The following is a 12,943-nucleotide window of genomic DNA, read 5'->3' as shown; positions in this document are numbered from 1 at the left end:
CCGCCCGGCCTTAGCCGGATCGGGCTGGCATGCGATCATGCCGGAATGGACACCCCTCTCTCCGTCAAGCGCCTGCTGGAACAGGTCAAGGCCCGGCTGGAGCCGCCGTTTGCGGCGGTGTGCGTGGTGGGCGAGGTGTCGAACTTCCGGGGTTCGGGGAAGCACTGGTACTTCACGCTGAAGGAGGAGGGCGCGGCGCTCTCCTGCGCGGTGTGGGCCAGCCAGCAGCGCTTTCTCCAGCACAAGCCGGCGGACGGTCAGCGGGTGGTGCTGAAGGGCAGCCTCAACCTCTACGTGGCGGGCGGAACGATCACGCTGGCGGTCACGCACTGCGAGCCCGCGGGCGTGGGCGATCTGCAGGCGCGGCTGCGGGCGTTGGAGGCGGACCTGCGCGCCCAGGGCCTCTTCGACCGGCCCAAGCGCCCCCTGCCCCGCTTCCCCGAGAAGCTCGGCATCGTGGCGGCCCTGGGCGGCGCGGCCCTGCGCGATGTGCTGGAGGTGACGAGCCGCCGCGCCCCGGGCATCCACCTGCTCATCGCCCCGGCGGCGGCCCAGGGTGAGCGCTGCGTGCCGGAGACGCTCCTCGCCATCCAGGAGCTCCAGGATCCCTACTGGGGCTGCGAGGCCCTGCTGCTGGTGCGGGGCGGCGGCAGCCTGGAGGATCTCTGGGCCTTCAACGATCCGGAGCTGGTGCGGGCCGTGGCCGAGTGCCGCATCCCTGTGATCACCGGCGTGGGCCACGAGATCGACACCACGCTGGTGGACCTGGCAGCGGATCGCCGTGCCGCCACGCCCAGCCAGGCCGCCGAGCTGGCCACGCCGGACCGGGCGGCCCTGGGCGCGGAACTGCGCCGGCGCGTGGAGGCCCTGGCCGCCAGGACCGCCTGGCGCCTCCGGGGCCTGGAGACCACGCTGAACCTGCTGGTGGACCACGGCCTGCAGCGGGCGGAACCGCTGGCCCCGGGCGGGACGCGCCTGGCCGCCCTGGGCCAGCGGCTGGCCCTGGCCCACCCCAGCCGCGGGCTGGACGCCGCCGGCGCAAGGCTGGCCCTCCTGCGGCACCGCCTGGGCCAGGCGGCAGGCCGCGCCGCCGGCGACCTGGACCTGCCCCGGGTGCACGAGGCCCGGCGCCGCCTGGTGCCGGCCGTCCTGGGCGCCTGCCAGCGCCGCGACCAGCGCCTGGCCGTGCTGGCGGAGCGGCTGCGGGGCCTGGATCCCGCCGGGCCCCTCCAGCGGGGCTTCGTCCTGGCCCTGGACGCCGAGGGGCGCCCCGTGACCGCGGCCCAGACCCTGCCCGCGGGCGCGGCCCTCCGCCTGCGCTGGCAGGACGGCGAGCGGAAGGCGCGGCTGGAGTAGGCCGACTTCGGCGGAGTTCAGACCGATAAAGGTCTCCACGAAGGCCACGAAGGCAGCCACCAGCCCTGCGGCACAGGGCATCCGGGCCTTCGGCCCGAGGTCGGTCGAGGTCCATCCGTGCGATTCCCGCGCTCAAGGAGCGTCCTTCGTGTCCTTCGTGGAGGCTTTTGAAGCCGTTCGTCAGGCTGAGGCGCCGATAGGCCGGTAAATGGAGGCCACGTTTATGCGCCCTGGACCGCGTCGCGTGATAACGTAAAAAAAATTAGCCGGTGCTCAAATGTCCAATGAAATCGATGCCGAGTCCGCACCCTCTTCCAAGAGGCGGATCCTCGACGCCGGGACTCAGGTGGGCCGCTTCCGGGTGGAGGCCCTGCTGGGCACGGGTGGCATGGGCGAGGTCTACCAGGCCTGGGACCCCACCCTGGAGCGCAGCGTGGCGCTCAAGGCCCTCCGCTCGGGGCAGGAACGCGAAGCCACGGCGCCGGAGCGCTTCCGTCGCGAAGCCCTGGCGCTGGCGCAGCTCAACCACCCCAACGTCTGCCAGGTGCATGACTGGGTGGAGAACCCCAGCGGCACGTACATCGCCATGGAGCTCATCGAAGGGCGGACGCTGGACCAGGCCGGGCCGGAGCTGACCACCCGCGAGAAGCTGCAGGTGATCAGCGCCGTGGCCCACGCCCTGGAGGCCGCCCACGCGAAGGGGCTGATCCACCGGGACCTGACGCCCAGGAACATCATGGTGGCCCAGGCCCCCGGCAGCCGGAAGCTCCAGGTGAAGGTGCTCGACTTCGGCCTGGCCAGGTTGGCCGACCCCGCCGGTTCGGGAGAGGCTCGCACCACGCCCCAGGGCGTGCCCTCGCTGGTGACGCTCAAAGCCGCAGAAAGGGCCGCAGAAAGGGCCGCGGAGGACGCGCGCCGGGCGAAGGACGGGCCGGGCGGCGACGAGGCCGGGAGCCCCTCCTGGGACCGGCTCACTCAGGCGGGCGCGTTCATGGGCAGCCCGAGCTATGCCTCCCCGGAGCAGATCCAGGGCCAGGCGGCGGGCTCTTCCAGCGATTTGTTCTCCCTCGGCATCCTCGCCTGGGAGCTGCTGGCCGGCGAGCATCCCTTCCCCGGCGAAGGCCGGGCGCGGATGGTGGCCATCGTGCGGGGCAACCACAAGGAGTTGAAGGTCCGGGGCCTGCCCTCGGGAACCTCGGTGCTGCTGCTGTCCATGCTCGACGCGCACCCCTTCAAGCGCCCCACCGCGGCCCAGGTCGGCCGGCGCCTCGACGACCTGCTCCGCCCCCGCAGCGCTCTGCGTTGGGCCGGCGCCTCGGCCCTCGGCGCTCTGGCGCTGGCGGCGGGCGCCAACTGGTTCACCTCCCGCGGGATCATCGCGGACCTGACCCGGGAACGCCCGGCCCGCCTCGCGGTCCTGCCCTTCGCCAACGCCACCGGAGATCCCCGGCTGGATTCCATGACCCAGCTCGTGCTGCCCCAGATGATCGAGACCTCCCTGGGGGTCCGCACCAAGCTGGCCCCCGTGGACGCGGACACGCTGGCCCGGGGCCGGGCCGCTCTGCGCTTGCCGGCGCACGGGCCCCTCGCGCCGGAGGCCCAGGCCTCCCTGATCTCCGCGCTGGGCGCCCAGCTGGTGCTCCAGGGCACCCTCTCGCCGGGCGGCGGAGGCTCGGTGGTGCTGGCCTATGAACTCCGGGACGCCGCCGGCCAAGTCCGCCACGCCGGGGAAATCCGCGAGGCCAGCGATCGCTCGGCCGTGTCCCAGCCCCTGGCCCGCAAGGTGGCGGCGGCGCTGGTCAAGGCCGTGGATCCCCTGGCCTCCGAACCGAAGGCGATGCTGACCGTGGCGCCGGAAGCCATGGATGCCTACGTTCGCGGCGCAGAGCTCATGGACCGCGGCGACTTCAAGGAAGCCGCCCCCGCCTTCCAAATCGCCGCGCTGAAGGCCCCCGACTTCGCCCCGGCCATCCTCGGCTACGCCCGCTGCCTCAGCCGCCTGGCGGACGCGCCCCCCGAGCCTGTCTTCCACTGGGCGCGGTGGTCCGCCCATGCGCAGGGCGACCGGATCAGCGAGATGAAGGCCCTCCACTACTTGTCCGTGCGGCACGGGGACCGGGGCCAGTGGGAAGCCTCGGACCGCGTTGGCCGGGAGGCCCTGGAGCTGGCCCAGGCCCTCGGCGAGGCGGCCTTCGAGGCGGGGATCCACGCCACCCTCGGCGTGAACTTCCAGCGCCAGCACAAGGCCGCCGAGGCGGAGGCGGAATACCAGCAGGCCCTGGCCACGTACCAGCGTCTGGGCGACAAGCTGAACGCCACCCGGTCGCTCAACAACCTGGCGGTGATCGAGAAGGAGCGCGGCCACCTGAAGGAGGCGGAGGCTCGCTACCAGAGCGCCCTCCAGACCGTGCAGGCCTACGGCGACCGCTGGGGCGAGTCCTTCATCACCAACAACCTGGGCGACCTGGCCCTCGCCCAGGAGGGCGGCCTGGACCGTGCGGAGGCCTTCTTCCGCAAGGCGCAGGCGCTGCGCCAATCCATCGGCGACGACAACGGCCTGGTTTACTCCCTCATGGGCCTGGCCAGCGTGGCCCAGGCGCGGGGCGACCTGGACCATGCGGAGATCCTGGAGCGCCAGTGCCTCGAGCAGGCCCGGAAGACCCAGCTCAAGCCGATGGAGGCCACCGCCCTCTACAACCTGGGCGAGATCAACCGCGATGCCGGGCGCTACGACGCAGCGCGCACGTTCTACCGGCAGTCCCTGGCCCTCCATGAGGAGCTGGCGGACACGCTGATGGAGACGCACTGCCTGGCGGCGGAGGCGGAATGCATGGCCCGCGAGGGCCGGCGCGGCATGGCCCGGGCCCTGCTGGACCGGAGCCGCGGCCTTTCCACCGAGGAGACGCCCTACATCCTCCGGGCCCAGGCCTGGCTGGCCCGCGCCGAGGGCCGGCTGGACGAGGCGAAGCTGCTGTTCGCGAAGGCCCTCAGCGGGGCCCGCATCCAGGCCCCGGAGATCGTGCGGGAGCTGAAGGCGGCGGCCCAGGGCTGAATCGTTCTGATCCGTATTTGAGGCTGATCAGCGCTTGAGGATCAGCAGCGTCAGGTCGTCCGCCAGGGGCCGGCCCTGGGTGAAGGCCATCACGTCCGCCAGGATGGTGGCTTGCAGGTCTTCGGATGGGCCGGCCAGCAGGGCTTCCAGGCGGTCCTCGCCGTAGAAGGAGGCGTCCAGGGCCTGGGCCTCCGACAGGCCGTCCGTGTAGAAGATCAGGCTGTCGCCGGGCTCCAGGATGCCTTCGCACAGTTCCAGCGAGGCCTTGAACCGGGTGGCGCTGAGGCCCACGCCCAGGCCCCGGGGGTGGAGGCGCGCCACGCGGCCGTCCGCGCCGCGCAGGAAAGCCGGGGGATGGCCCGCCCGCACGAATCGGTACTGGCCCGTGCGGGGGTGGAAGGTGCCGTAGGCCAGGGTGAGGAAGAGGCGGCGGTCGTGGCCCTGGCACCAGATGGCGTTCAGGCGGTCGGCCACCTCCAGCGGCCCCAGGGCCTGCTTGTCCAGGGCGGACAGCACACCCTTCGTCTCGGCCGCGTAGAAGGCGGCGCTGGTGCCCTTGCCGCTCACGTCCAGGATGAGGAAGGCCAGGCTGCCGTCCGGCAGGGGAAACAGGTCGTAGTAGTCCCCGGCCACCTCGAGGGCGGGCAGGATGGCGGCCCGCACCGACGGCATCCGCAGGGCTTCCAGGTCCGGCAGCAGCCGCATCTGGACCTCGCGGGCCACGCGCAGCTCCTCCTCCATGCGCAGGCGCTCGTCCCGCTCGGTGGCGGCGGCCTGGAGACGGCCCGCCATCTCGTTGAAGGCCGAGGAGAGCTGGGCCACCTGGTCGCGGCCCCGGGGGCGGATGCGGGTGGAGAAGTCCCCGAGGCTGAGGCGCTTCACGCCGCCATGCAGGTCGTTCACCGCCCGGCCCAGGGACCAGGCCAGCACCAGCCCGAGGATCGCCGCCACCGCCTGGGCCATGAGCAGGGCCAGCAGCACCAGGGAGACCACGACGATGGCCTTCACGGTGCCCTCGGACAGCGCCTGGCGGTCGCCGGAGCGGAAGCCGGCGAACAGGGCGTAGAGGTTGGTCTCCGGCGTGGCCGTCAACACCATGGACCGGCCCGAGGTCCAGTCCACGATGGGGAAGGCCAGGGGCGGCAGGTTGAACGGGGCGAACAGCCCGGAACCCTGGAGCGCTTGGCCCTTGACCCAGCTCGCAAGGGCCTCCCGCTGGCCCACGAGGATGGGCGCCTCCGCATCCCTCCGCCGCCCGCCGGCCTTGATCTGCAGCTTCTCGTCGCGCGCCCGGCCTTCCTTCCGGGGCGTGAGCTGGAACACCACCTGGCCCCCGGCCAGGGCCTGGGCCCGGTCGCCCAGCACGCCCAGGTTGAGCGACAGGATGCGGTAGCCGCCGGCCTCCTTGCGCACCGCCCGGAGGTAGGTGTCCTTCCGGCCCGCCTCGGCACTCACGCCATCTCGCACATCATGGCTGTCCGCCCAGACCATGCCCACGAAGGACGCATCCACACCCTCGGGCAGCTGGCGTGCGTGCTCCACCCAGGCTCCGCCGTAGGTGCGGAGCGCCTGGAGAGCCGCCGCGTCGGAGGCCTCGCCGTTGGCGGTCCGCAGGGCCTCCTCCCAGGCCGCCAGGGTCTGCTGGGTGGAGCGGCTCACCTGCGCGCCGAGCCCCAGCCAGCCGAGGGCCATGAGCATCACGGCCATGGCCACCACGGGGAGCACGGACATGAGGGCGAGGATCACCCAGAGCCGCCGGGACACCCGGAACAGCAGCCGGTCCCAGATCCAGCGCAGGGCCCGGCCCAGCAGGACCAGGCCTCCGATCCAGGCCAGGAAGGCCGCGCAGCCCGAGTCCACGGGCTTCAGGGCCAGGGGCAGGCCGAGGACCACCAGCACCCAGGGCCAGTGGCGGCGGAATCGGAAGGCGGCCCAGCCGCGGCGGATCAGGTCCTTCGCGCGTTGGAGCATGGTCGGCTCAGGCCATCAGCATGCCGCCGTTGACGCTGAGCACCTGGCCCGTGATGTAGCCCGCCTCGTCGCTGGCGAGGAAGGCCACGGAAGCGGCGATGTCGTCGGCGGTGCCCATGCGTCCCAGGGGGATCTGCTTGGTGAACTCGGCCTTCACCTCGTCGGGCAGGCCCGCGGTCATGGCGGTCTCGATGTAGCCGGGCGTCACGGCGTTGGCCGTCACGTTGCGGCTGGCCAGCTCCCGCGCCACGGACTTGGTGAGGCCGATGAGGCCCGCCTTGGCGGCCACGTAGTTCGCCTGGCCGGGGTTGCCCATTTGGCCCACCACGGAGGCGATGTTGATGATGCGGCCCCAGCGCTGCTTCATCATGGGCTTGGTGGCGGCCTGGATGGCCGTCCACGCGCCCTTGAGGTTGGTGTCGATCACCGCGTCCCAGTCCTCCTCCTTCATCTGGATGAGCAGCTTGTCGCGGGTGATGCCGGCGTTGTTCACCAGGATGTGGATGGCGCCGTGGCGCTCCACCGTCGTGGCAACCGCCGCGCGCACGGAGGCGCCGTCCGAGAGGTCCGCCACCACCACATCGGCCTTGCCGCCCGCGGCGGTGATGGCATCCGCCACTTCCTGGAGCTTCCTCAGCGTGCGCGCCGCGCACACCACCGTGGCGCCCTGGGCGGCGAGGCGCTTCGCGATGGCTTCGCCGATGCCCTGGCTGGCACCGGTGACGAGGGCGACCTTGCCCTGAAGGCTGAACATGGGACCTCCGAACGGATGAAGGTCCAGTCTAGCCGCGCGGCATCCCGGACGTTCAGGCCTCCGGGCTGGCCCCAGTGTTGGCCCCGGTGTTGGCCTCGGGGCTGGCCGCCACGAGCACCACCCCCACCTCGCTCTGGCCCGTCTCCGGGAGCCTCAGCATGATCTTGGGGTTGAAGTCGGAGCCATGGAGGCGCACCTCCAGGCGGGTGGTACCGGGCTCGATCCGCGCGGTGCCCTCGAGCGTCTCGCCGGCCCGGCCCTCCATCTGGCACAGGCGGTGGCCCGGCCGGCCCCCCGCGCCCTGGAGGCTGGCGCGCATGAACCGGGGCCAGAGGGTCTTGAGGCGGACGCGCACCGTCTGGGCATCCAGCCGCTCGACCTGCACCACGGCGCCCTGGCCCTGCCGGGCGTCCACATGGGCCTGGAGGCGCGATGCGGCGGCGTCCCACGACTCGGTGGCATAGGCGGCCCGGGCTGCGGACAGGACGATCACCAGCGGAAGGAGCCGGATAGGAAACATGGTGAACCTCGAAGATCTTTTCCTATGATGAGGCGACTTCCGGCTCCGTTCCAAGACTATTTCAGCCCTTCCAGCCAGCGGGCCACCGGCCCCAGGTCCGCCAGGGGCGTACCGTCGCCGTAGGCGGACGCAGCCGACCGGCCATCGAGCGAGACGCGGGGGCGGGTCTCACGCTTCAGCAGGTGGTTCGCCTCGGGCAGCTCGATGACTGTGCCCTTGAAGCCCGGCGGCACCGCATCGGGCCGCCAGGTCTGCACGTCGCGGTCACCCCAGGCCACGGCGCAGGGCACGGGCAGGCGCTGGGCCAGCGCCCAGGGATCCAGGTCAAGGGTGTCGCGGACGAAGCCCCTGCTTTCCGGCTGGGCCAGCACCCGGGCCAGGCGCAGGACGCCGGGCGCGACCTGGGGACCCGCCTCGGGCAGGGGCTTGTCCTGGCGGATCGAGGCCTCCGCCGCCTCCAGGAAGCCAAGGTTGGCGAGGGTCACCTCCGCGGGTGCCCCGGCGGCGTCCAGCTGCGCTTTCACCTGGGCCAGGATCACGCGGCCCATGCTGAAGCCGGGCATGGCCAGCAGCAGGGCGGCGTCCGCCTCCCCGCCCGTCAGCAGGGCCAGCAGCGCCCCTTCGCTGTGGCCCACCAGCAGCAGCTTCTTCCCCCTCGCTTCCGGGAGCGCGCGGGCGGCCTGCAGGGCGGCCCTGAGGTCCCCCACCTGGGCGTCCAGGGAGATGTCGAGCTTCGGATCCTTCGAGCCGATGAACCGCTTGTCGTAGCGCAGGGAGCCGATGCCCTGCCCCTGCAGCCAGGCCGCGAGGTCGCGTCCGCCGTGGCTGGGCACGGGAATCAGGGGATTGGACCAGTCGCGGTCCGTGGGCCCGGAGCCGGCCACCATCACCGCGAAGTAGCGGTGCGCTCCACCGGCCCTGACGCTGCCTTTCAAGGGGAAGGCGTTGAAGCCGGGGAAGGTGATCTCGCGATCCGCCGTGGCCTGGACGGGCGCTGGGACGGGCGCTGGAACGGACTTCGGCGCGGGAGCCGGGACCGCCTGGGAGAACGCCGCGAGCGCCGTGAGGGGAAGGCAGGGCCAGGCAGGGTTCATGAGGTCTCCAGGGTCGCGGGCGTCCCTTCGTCCAGGGTAGACGAAGCGTGGATCTTTCCCTTCAGTGGGCCGGCGCGGTCGAAGGTTCGCCGCGGATCACTTCCCCTTCGGGCGCCCCACCGGCAGCAGGACGAGCACCTTCTCCTCCGGGTCCAGGCCCAGGGCCGCGCCCACCGAGGCCAGGTCCACCCCGGAAGCCACGCCGGCCCCGAGGCCGAGGGCCGCGGCCTGCAGCAGCAGGGCCTGGGACGCCGCGCCCGCCTCCCAGAAGGTGTAGTCCATCCTGGGCGCCGGCTCGCGCGAGGAGATCTTCAGGGGCCTTCCGGTGACCACGAAGACCGCGGGCGCCTTGACGATCCAGGGCTGCATCGCGCGGATGGGGCCGAGCAGGGCGGCCACGCCCCTGGGCCCTGAGCTCTTGAGCCCATGCGCGCCCGGCTGATAGCGGTAGGTGCCGGCTCCCAGGGTGGGGCTTCCCTCAGTCACGAGGTAGAGGCCCAGCGGATAGCTCGCATGGGCGCTCGGCACCGTGCGCCGGCCCGGGCGGTTTTCGCCCTGGGCGCTCCAGGCCAGCTGGGAGGCCTCCACCAGGGAGAGGGCCGGGCCCGCCAGCGCGCGCGTAGTGCGTCGTTCCCGCAGGGCGGCGTCCAGCGGGACGGTGCCGGCCGCGGGCGGGGGCAGCGCCAGGAGCCCACCGGGACTCGGCGAAGGTGGGGCCTGAGGGATGAGGGGGCCGCCGCCGAGCAGGGGGCCAACCAGGGCGCCGGCCAAGGCGGCAGGCAGGGCGGCAGGCAGGATCCGTTTGAGCAAGGGTGCGCGAACCATGGCGACCTCCTGCGGAGGCCCCCATTGTCCTCTCCTCTGCGTTCCTCTTTTTGGCTGAGTTCGGCCGATAATCAGGTTTCGTTATTTTTTTGAGCCTGTTTTCAACCATCACACAATTGATAACAAGACACAAAGACATAGGTTTCCAAACCGTACCGCCATCTTTGAGAGGCCCATGGGCGGCCTCGGCAGTTGACGGAAGCCCTTGAGGTTCCCAAGATTGCTGCTCTGGCAGTAATTGCTTAGGCACTCAATCAGGATGTCGCCATGCCTGTCGAACCCGAAAAGACCGAGCCGCTGTACACCCCCGAGAACTACCAGCCCGAAGAAAGCCTGGGGCGCCTGATCGCGGACGTCTCCCGGCGCATCCTGGCCGGCTTCGACGAGGAGATGGCCAGCCAGGGCATGGGCATCACCGGGGCCCAGTGGGTCATCCTCATGCGCATCGCCCGGGGCTGCGCGTCCACGGCCGCCGAGCTCTGCCGCTTCGGCCACTGCGACACCGGCTCCATGACCCGCATGCTGGACCGCCTGGAGGAGAAGGGCCTCATCCGCCGGGTTCCCAGCAGCAAGGACCGGCGCATCACCCTCCTTGAGCTGACGGAAGCGGGCCGGGACCTGCTGCCCCACCTCCCGCCCGTGGCCATCAAGGTGCTGAACGCGCACCTGAAGGGCTTCTCCCGGGACGAGCTGGACCAGCTCAAGGGTTTCCTGAACCGGATCCGGGCCAACAGCGAGCTGCCTTCATGACCGACCCACGTGATGTTTCGAGACAGATGGAGGTTTGCATGTCCCCCACCAGCTCCCGGGCCCTCGGCCGGGGCCAAGCGCTCTCGCTCGCCCTGCTGACCGCAGGAACCGCCTGGGCCCAGGTTCCCCCTCCCCCCGTCGCCGCCACCCCCTACCCCACTGTGCAGCTCACGCTGGCCCAGGCCCTCAAGACCGCCCTCGAGCAGAACCCGCGGCTGCAGCAGTCACTCCTGGCCATCGCCGAGAGCGGAGATGACCGCCGGGCGGCCGCCGCGGCCCTCATGCCCCAGGTGAGCGCCCAGGCCTTCGGCCAGCGCAACAAGTACAACCTGGACGCCCTGATGGGCATTCCGCAGCCCGGCGGGCCCGAAGTGGTGGGCCCCTTCAACTGGGGTCAGGTGGGCGTGGAGGCCCAGGTCTCCCTGTTCGACCTCAGCCTCTGGAAGAAGTGGCGGGCTTCCCGCCACGCGGAGGACGCAGCCCGCGCCCAGGGCCGCGCCGTGCGTGAGGAGATCGCCGCGCTGGTGGTGGGCCAGTACCTGCACGCGCTCCGCGCCGCCGCCTCGGTGAAGGCGGGGGAATCCCGCGTGGAGCTGGCGGAAGCCCTGGCCAAGCTGGCCGAGAACCAGCAGAAGCAGGGGGTGGGCACCAAGCTCGACACGCTGCGGTCCCAGGTGCAATTGCAAACCGAGCGCCAGCGCCTCATCCAGGCCCAGACCCAGCGCACCACCGCCCTGGCCGGCCTGGGCCGGCTGCTGGACCTGAAACCCGGAACCCGCATCGAGCTGGCCGACACCCTCTCGGCGCCCGCCCTGCCCGCGGGCGGCTTCGAGGCGGCCTACCAGGCCGGCCTGGCCCAGCGCCCGGAGCTCGCGGCCCTCGATGCCCGCGAGAAAGCCGCCGAGAACCTGCGCCAGGCCGCCCAGGGCCTGCGCCTGCCCACCCTCGTCGCCAGCGGGACCTACGGGACCACGGGCCTCCAGTCGGAGTCCTGGGCCCGCACCTACCAGATCTCGCTGGGGCTCCGAGTGCCGCTCTTCACGGGCGGCCTGGTGTCCTCCCATGTGTCCCGCGCCAAGTCCGAGCAGGCCCGCGTGCAGGAGGCCCGCCGCGAGGTGCGCGCCCAGGTGGGCTACGAGGTCCAGGTGGCGCAGGCCGAGCTGGAGGCCGCGACCCACGAGGTGGAGGTCGCCAACCTCGCCGTGAGCCTGTCCACCGAGGTCCTCACCCAGGCCCGGCACCGGTTCGAAGCCGGCGTGAGCAACAACATCGAAGTGATCAACGCCCAGGACGAGCTGGCCCGCGCGAACGACAACCAGATCAACGCCCTCTACCGCCTCAACCAGTCCCGCGTGGACCTGGCCCGCGCCACCGGCCAGCTTGAGCAGACCTTCGCCCGCTGATGGAGACACCCATGAACCAAGATGCTACCCCCGTGACGGACACCCCCAGCGGCGCCGCAGCCGCCGGCATCTCCAGGGCCATGCGGGCCCTCCTCATCGGCACCCCCATCGCCCTCCTCCTCGGCGGCGGCTTGTGGCTCTACTCCCGCAACCGTGTGAGCACCGACGACGCCCAGGTGGACGGCCATCTCGTGCCCGTCTCCTGCCGGGTCTACGGCACCGTGGACAAGGTGCTGGTGGAGGACAACCAGGCCGTGAAGGCCGGCGACCCCCTGGTGGCCGTGGACCCCCGTGACATCCAGGCCCGGCTCGACCAGGCCAAGGCGGCCCTGGCCCAGGCCAAGGCCCAGGTCGAAGGCGCCAGGGCCGATCTGGAGCGAGCCCAGGTGGCCTTCCAGCAGGCCAAGGGCTCGGACCTGGAGACGGCCAAGGCCAACCTGGATTCCAAGAAGGCCAGCCTCGACAAGGCGAAGATGGACGTCCAGCGCATGAAGCCCCTGGCGGAACGCGAGGAGATCTCCGCCCAGCAGTTCGACGGCATCCGCACCCAGGCCGAGGTGGCCGACGGCGACTGGCGCGCCGCCCAGCAGAAGCTGGGCTCCCTGCAGCGCGAGGCGGACATCCGCCGCGTGGCCGTGGGCGCCGCCGAGGCCCGCCTGGCGTCGGCCCAGGCCCAGGTGGAGCAGGCCCGCGCCAGCCAGGAGGGACTGGAACTGCAGCTCGGGTACACGAAGATCCTGGCGCCAGTGGACGGCGTCGTGACCCGCAAGTTCGTGGAGGCCGGGCAGACCATCCAGCCGGGCCAGGGCCTGATGACCCTGATCCCCCTGCACCAGACCTGGGTGACGGCCAACTTCAAGGAGACCCAGCTCGCGAAGATGAAGCCCGGCCAGGAGGCCGAGATCAAGGTGGACATGAACGGCGCGGTGCTCAAGGGCCACGTGGATTCCATCGCCGGCTCCACCGGCTCGCGCATGAGCCTGCTGCCCCCCGAGAACGCCGTGGGCAACTTCGTGAAGGTGGTCCAGCGCATCCCCGTGAAGATCCACATCGACGAGTCCGAAGCCCAGAAGGTCGTCCTCCGCCCCGGCATGAACGTCGAGGCGACGGTGATCGTGAAGTGACATGTCAGCCCACCGCAGAGAGCGCAGGGGAATGCCCTGATGTCTCCGCGTTCTCGGCATTCTCAGCGTTCTCCGCGGTTGGCGTTTTCTTCCT

The 12,943-nt window shown here is 71.6% G+C and carries 10 protein-coding genes; 5 read left to right on the top strand and 5 right to left on the bottom strand.

All coding sequences use genetic code 11. From position 1 onward, the window contains the following. Positions 1 to 45: 45 nt before the first annotated feature. Both xseA and ML539_RS02260 read left to right on the top strand, forming a co-directional pair. Complete coding sequence (gene xseA, locus ML539_RS02265) at positions 46 to 1,356, top strand: exodeoxyribonuclease VII large subunit (protein ID WP_243320266.1); 1,311 nt, start codon at positions 46 to 48, stop codon at positions 1,354 to 1,356. Between the two features lie 277 nt (positions 1,357 to 1,633). Beyond that, positions 1,634 to 4,408, top strand: a complete 2,775-nt coding sequence (locus ML539_RS02260) for a serine/threonine-protein kinase (RefSeq protein WP_243320264.1) — start codon at positions 1,634 to 1,636, stop codon at positions 4,406 to 4,408. A gap of 27 nt (positions 4,409 to 4,435) precedes the next feature. Here ML539_RS02260 and ML539_RS15360 read toward each other — a convergent pair whose 3' ends face one another. The 5 genes from ML539_RS15360 to ML539_RS02235 all read right to left on the bottom strand — a co-directional run bounded on the left by ML539_RS15360 (position 4,436) and on the right by ML539_RS02235 (position 9,572). Continuing rightward, the gene (locus ML539_RS15360) at positions 4,436 to 6,379 is read right to left on the bottom strand and encodes a SpoIIE family protein phosphatase (protein ID WP_279341424.1); all 1,944 of its coding nucleotides are present in this window, start codon (positions 6,377 to 6,379) and stop codon (positions 4,436 to 4,438) included. A gap of 7 nt (positions 6,380 to 6,386) precedes the next feature. Then, the gene (gene fabG / locus ML539_RS02250; protein WP_243320262.1) at positions 6,387 to 7,133 is read right to left on the bottom strand and encodes a 3-oxoacyl-[acyl-carrier-protein] reductase; all 747 of its coding nucleotides are present in this window, start codon (positions 7,131 to 7,133) and stop codon (positions 6,387 to 6,389) included. 52 nt (positions 7,134 to 7,185) lie between these two features. Continuing rightward, positions 7,186 to 7,653: a hypothetical protein gene (locus ML539_RS02245; RefSeq protein WP_243320261.1), complete on the bottom strand. Its 468-nt coding sequence runs from the start codon at positions 7,651 to 7,653 to the stop codon at positions 7,186 to 7,188. A gap of 56 nt (positions 7,654 to 7,709) precedes the next feature. Beyond that, on the bottom strand, positions 7,710 to 8,747 hold the full coding sequence (locus ML539_RS02240) for an alpha/beta fold hydrolase (RefSeq protein WP_243320259.1): 1,038 nt from the start codon (positions 8,745 to 8,747) through the stop codon (positions 7,710 to 7,712). Between the two features lie 96 nt (positions 8,748 to 8,843). Beyond that, positions 8,844 to 9,572, bottom strand: coding sequence for a nitroreductase family protein (locus ML539_RS02235; RefSeq protein WP_243320257.1), 729 nt, complete (start codon positions 9,570 to 9,572; stop codon positions 8,844 to 8,846). 267 nt (positions 9,573 to 9,839) lie between these two features. On the opposite strand from ML539_RS02235, the gene ML539_RS02230 reads away from it, so the two are divergent. The 3 genes from ML539_RS02230 to ML539_RS02220 are packed head-to-tail and all read left to right on the top strand — an operon-like array spanning position 9,840 to position 12,849. Continuing rightward, the gene (locus ML539_RS02230; RefSeq protein ID WP_243320255.1) at positions 9,840 to 10,322 is read left to right on the top strand and encodes a MarR family transcriptional regulator; all 483 of its coding nucleotides are present in this window, start codon (positions 9,840 to 9,842) and stop codon (positions 10,320 to 10,322) included. 38 nt (positions 10,323 to 10,360) lie between these two features. Continuing rightward, a complete protein-coding gene (locus tag ML539_RS02225) occupies positions 10,361 to 11,725 on the top strand; it encodes a TolC family protein (protein ID WP_243320253.1) in 1,365 nt (454 codons plus the stop codon). 11 nt (positions 11,726 to 11,736) lie between these two features. Further along, on the top strand, positions 11,737 to 12,849 hold the full coding sequence (locus tag ML539_RS02220) for an HlyD family secretion protein (protein ID WP_243320251.1): 1,113 nt from the start codon (positions 11,737 to 11,739) through the stop codon (positions 12,847 to 12,849). Positions 12,850 to 12,943: the final 94 nt, after the last annotated feature.

The sequence above is a fragment of the Geothrix sp. SG200 genome, assembly GCF_022808935.1.
GTDB classification, from domain to species: domain Bacteria; phylum Acidobacteriota; class Holophagae; order Holophagales; family Holophagaceae; genus Geothrix; species Geothrix alkalitolerans.
Note: the sequence above shows the minus strand (reverse complement) of the source record. Positions and strands in the feature narration are given on the sequence as shown.

What these genes read in the sequence shown, in the direction of transcription:
- xseA (WP_243320266.1), top strand. Translation starts at nt 46, where the DNA reads ATGGACACCCCTCTCTCCGTCAAGCGCCTGCTGGAACAGGTCAAGGCC.
- ML539_RS02260 (WP_243320264.1), top strand. Translation starts at nt 1,634, where the DNA reads ATGTCCAATGAAATCGATGCCGAGTCCGCACCCTCTTCCAAGAGGCGG.
- ML539_RS15360 (WP_279341424.1), bottom strand. Translation starts at nt 6,379, where the DNA reads ATGCTCCAACGCGCGAAGGACCTGATCCGCCGCGGCTGGGCCGCCTTC.
- fabG (WP_243320262.1), bottom strand. Translation starts at nt 7,133, where the DNA reads ATGTTCAGCCTTCAGGGCAAGGTCGCCCTCGTCACCGGTGCCAGCCAG.
- ML539_RS02245 (WP_243320261.1), bottom strand. Translation starts at nt 7,653, where the DNA reads ATGTTTCCTATCCGGCTCCTTCCGCTGGTGATCGTCCTGTCCGCAGCC.
- ML539_RS02240 (WP_243320259.1), bottom strand. Translation starts at nt 8,747, where the DNA reads ATGAACCCTGCCTGGCCCTGCCTTCCCCTCACGGCGCTCGCGGCGTTC.
- ML539_RS02235 (WP_243320257.1), bottom strand. Translation starts at nt 9,572, where the DNA reads ATGGTTCGCGCACCCTTGCTCAAACGGATCCTGCCTGCCGCCCTGCCT.
- ML539_RS02230 (WP_243320255.1), top strand. Translation starts at nt 9,840, where the DNA reads ATGCCTGTCGAACCCGAAAAGACCGAGCCGCTGTACACCCCCGAGAAC.
- ML539_RS02225 (WP_243320253.1), top strand. Translation starts at nt 10,361, where the DNA reads ATGTCCCCCACCAGCTCCCGGGCCCTCGGCCGGGGCCAAGCGCTCTCG.
- ML539_RS02220 (WP_243320251.1), top strand. Translation starts at nt 11,737, where the DNA reads ATGAACCAAGATGCTACCCCCGTGACGGACACCCCCAGCGGCGCCGCA.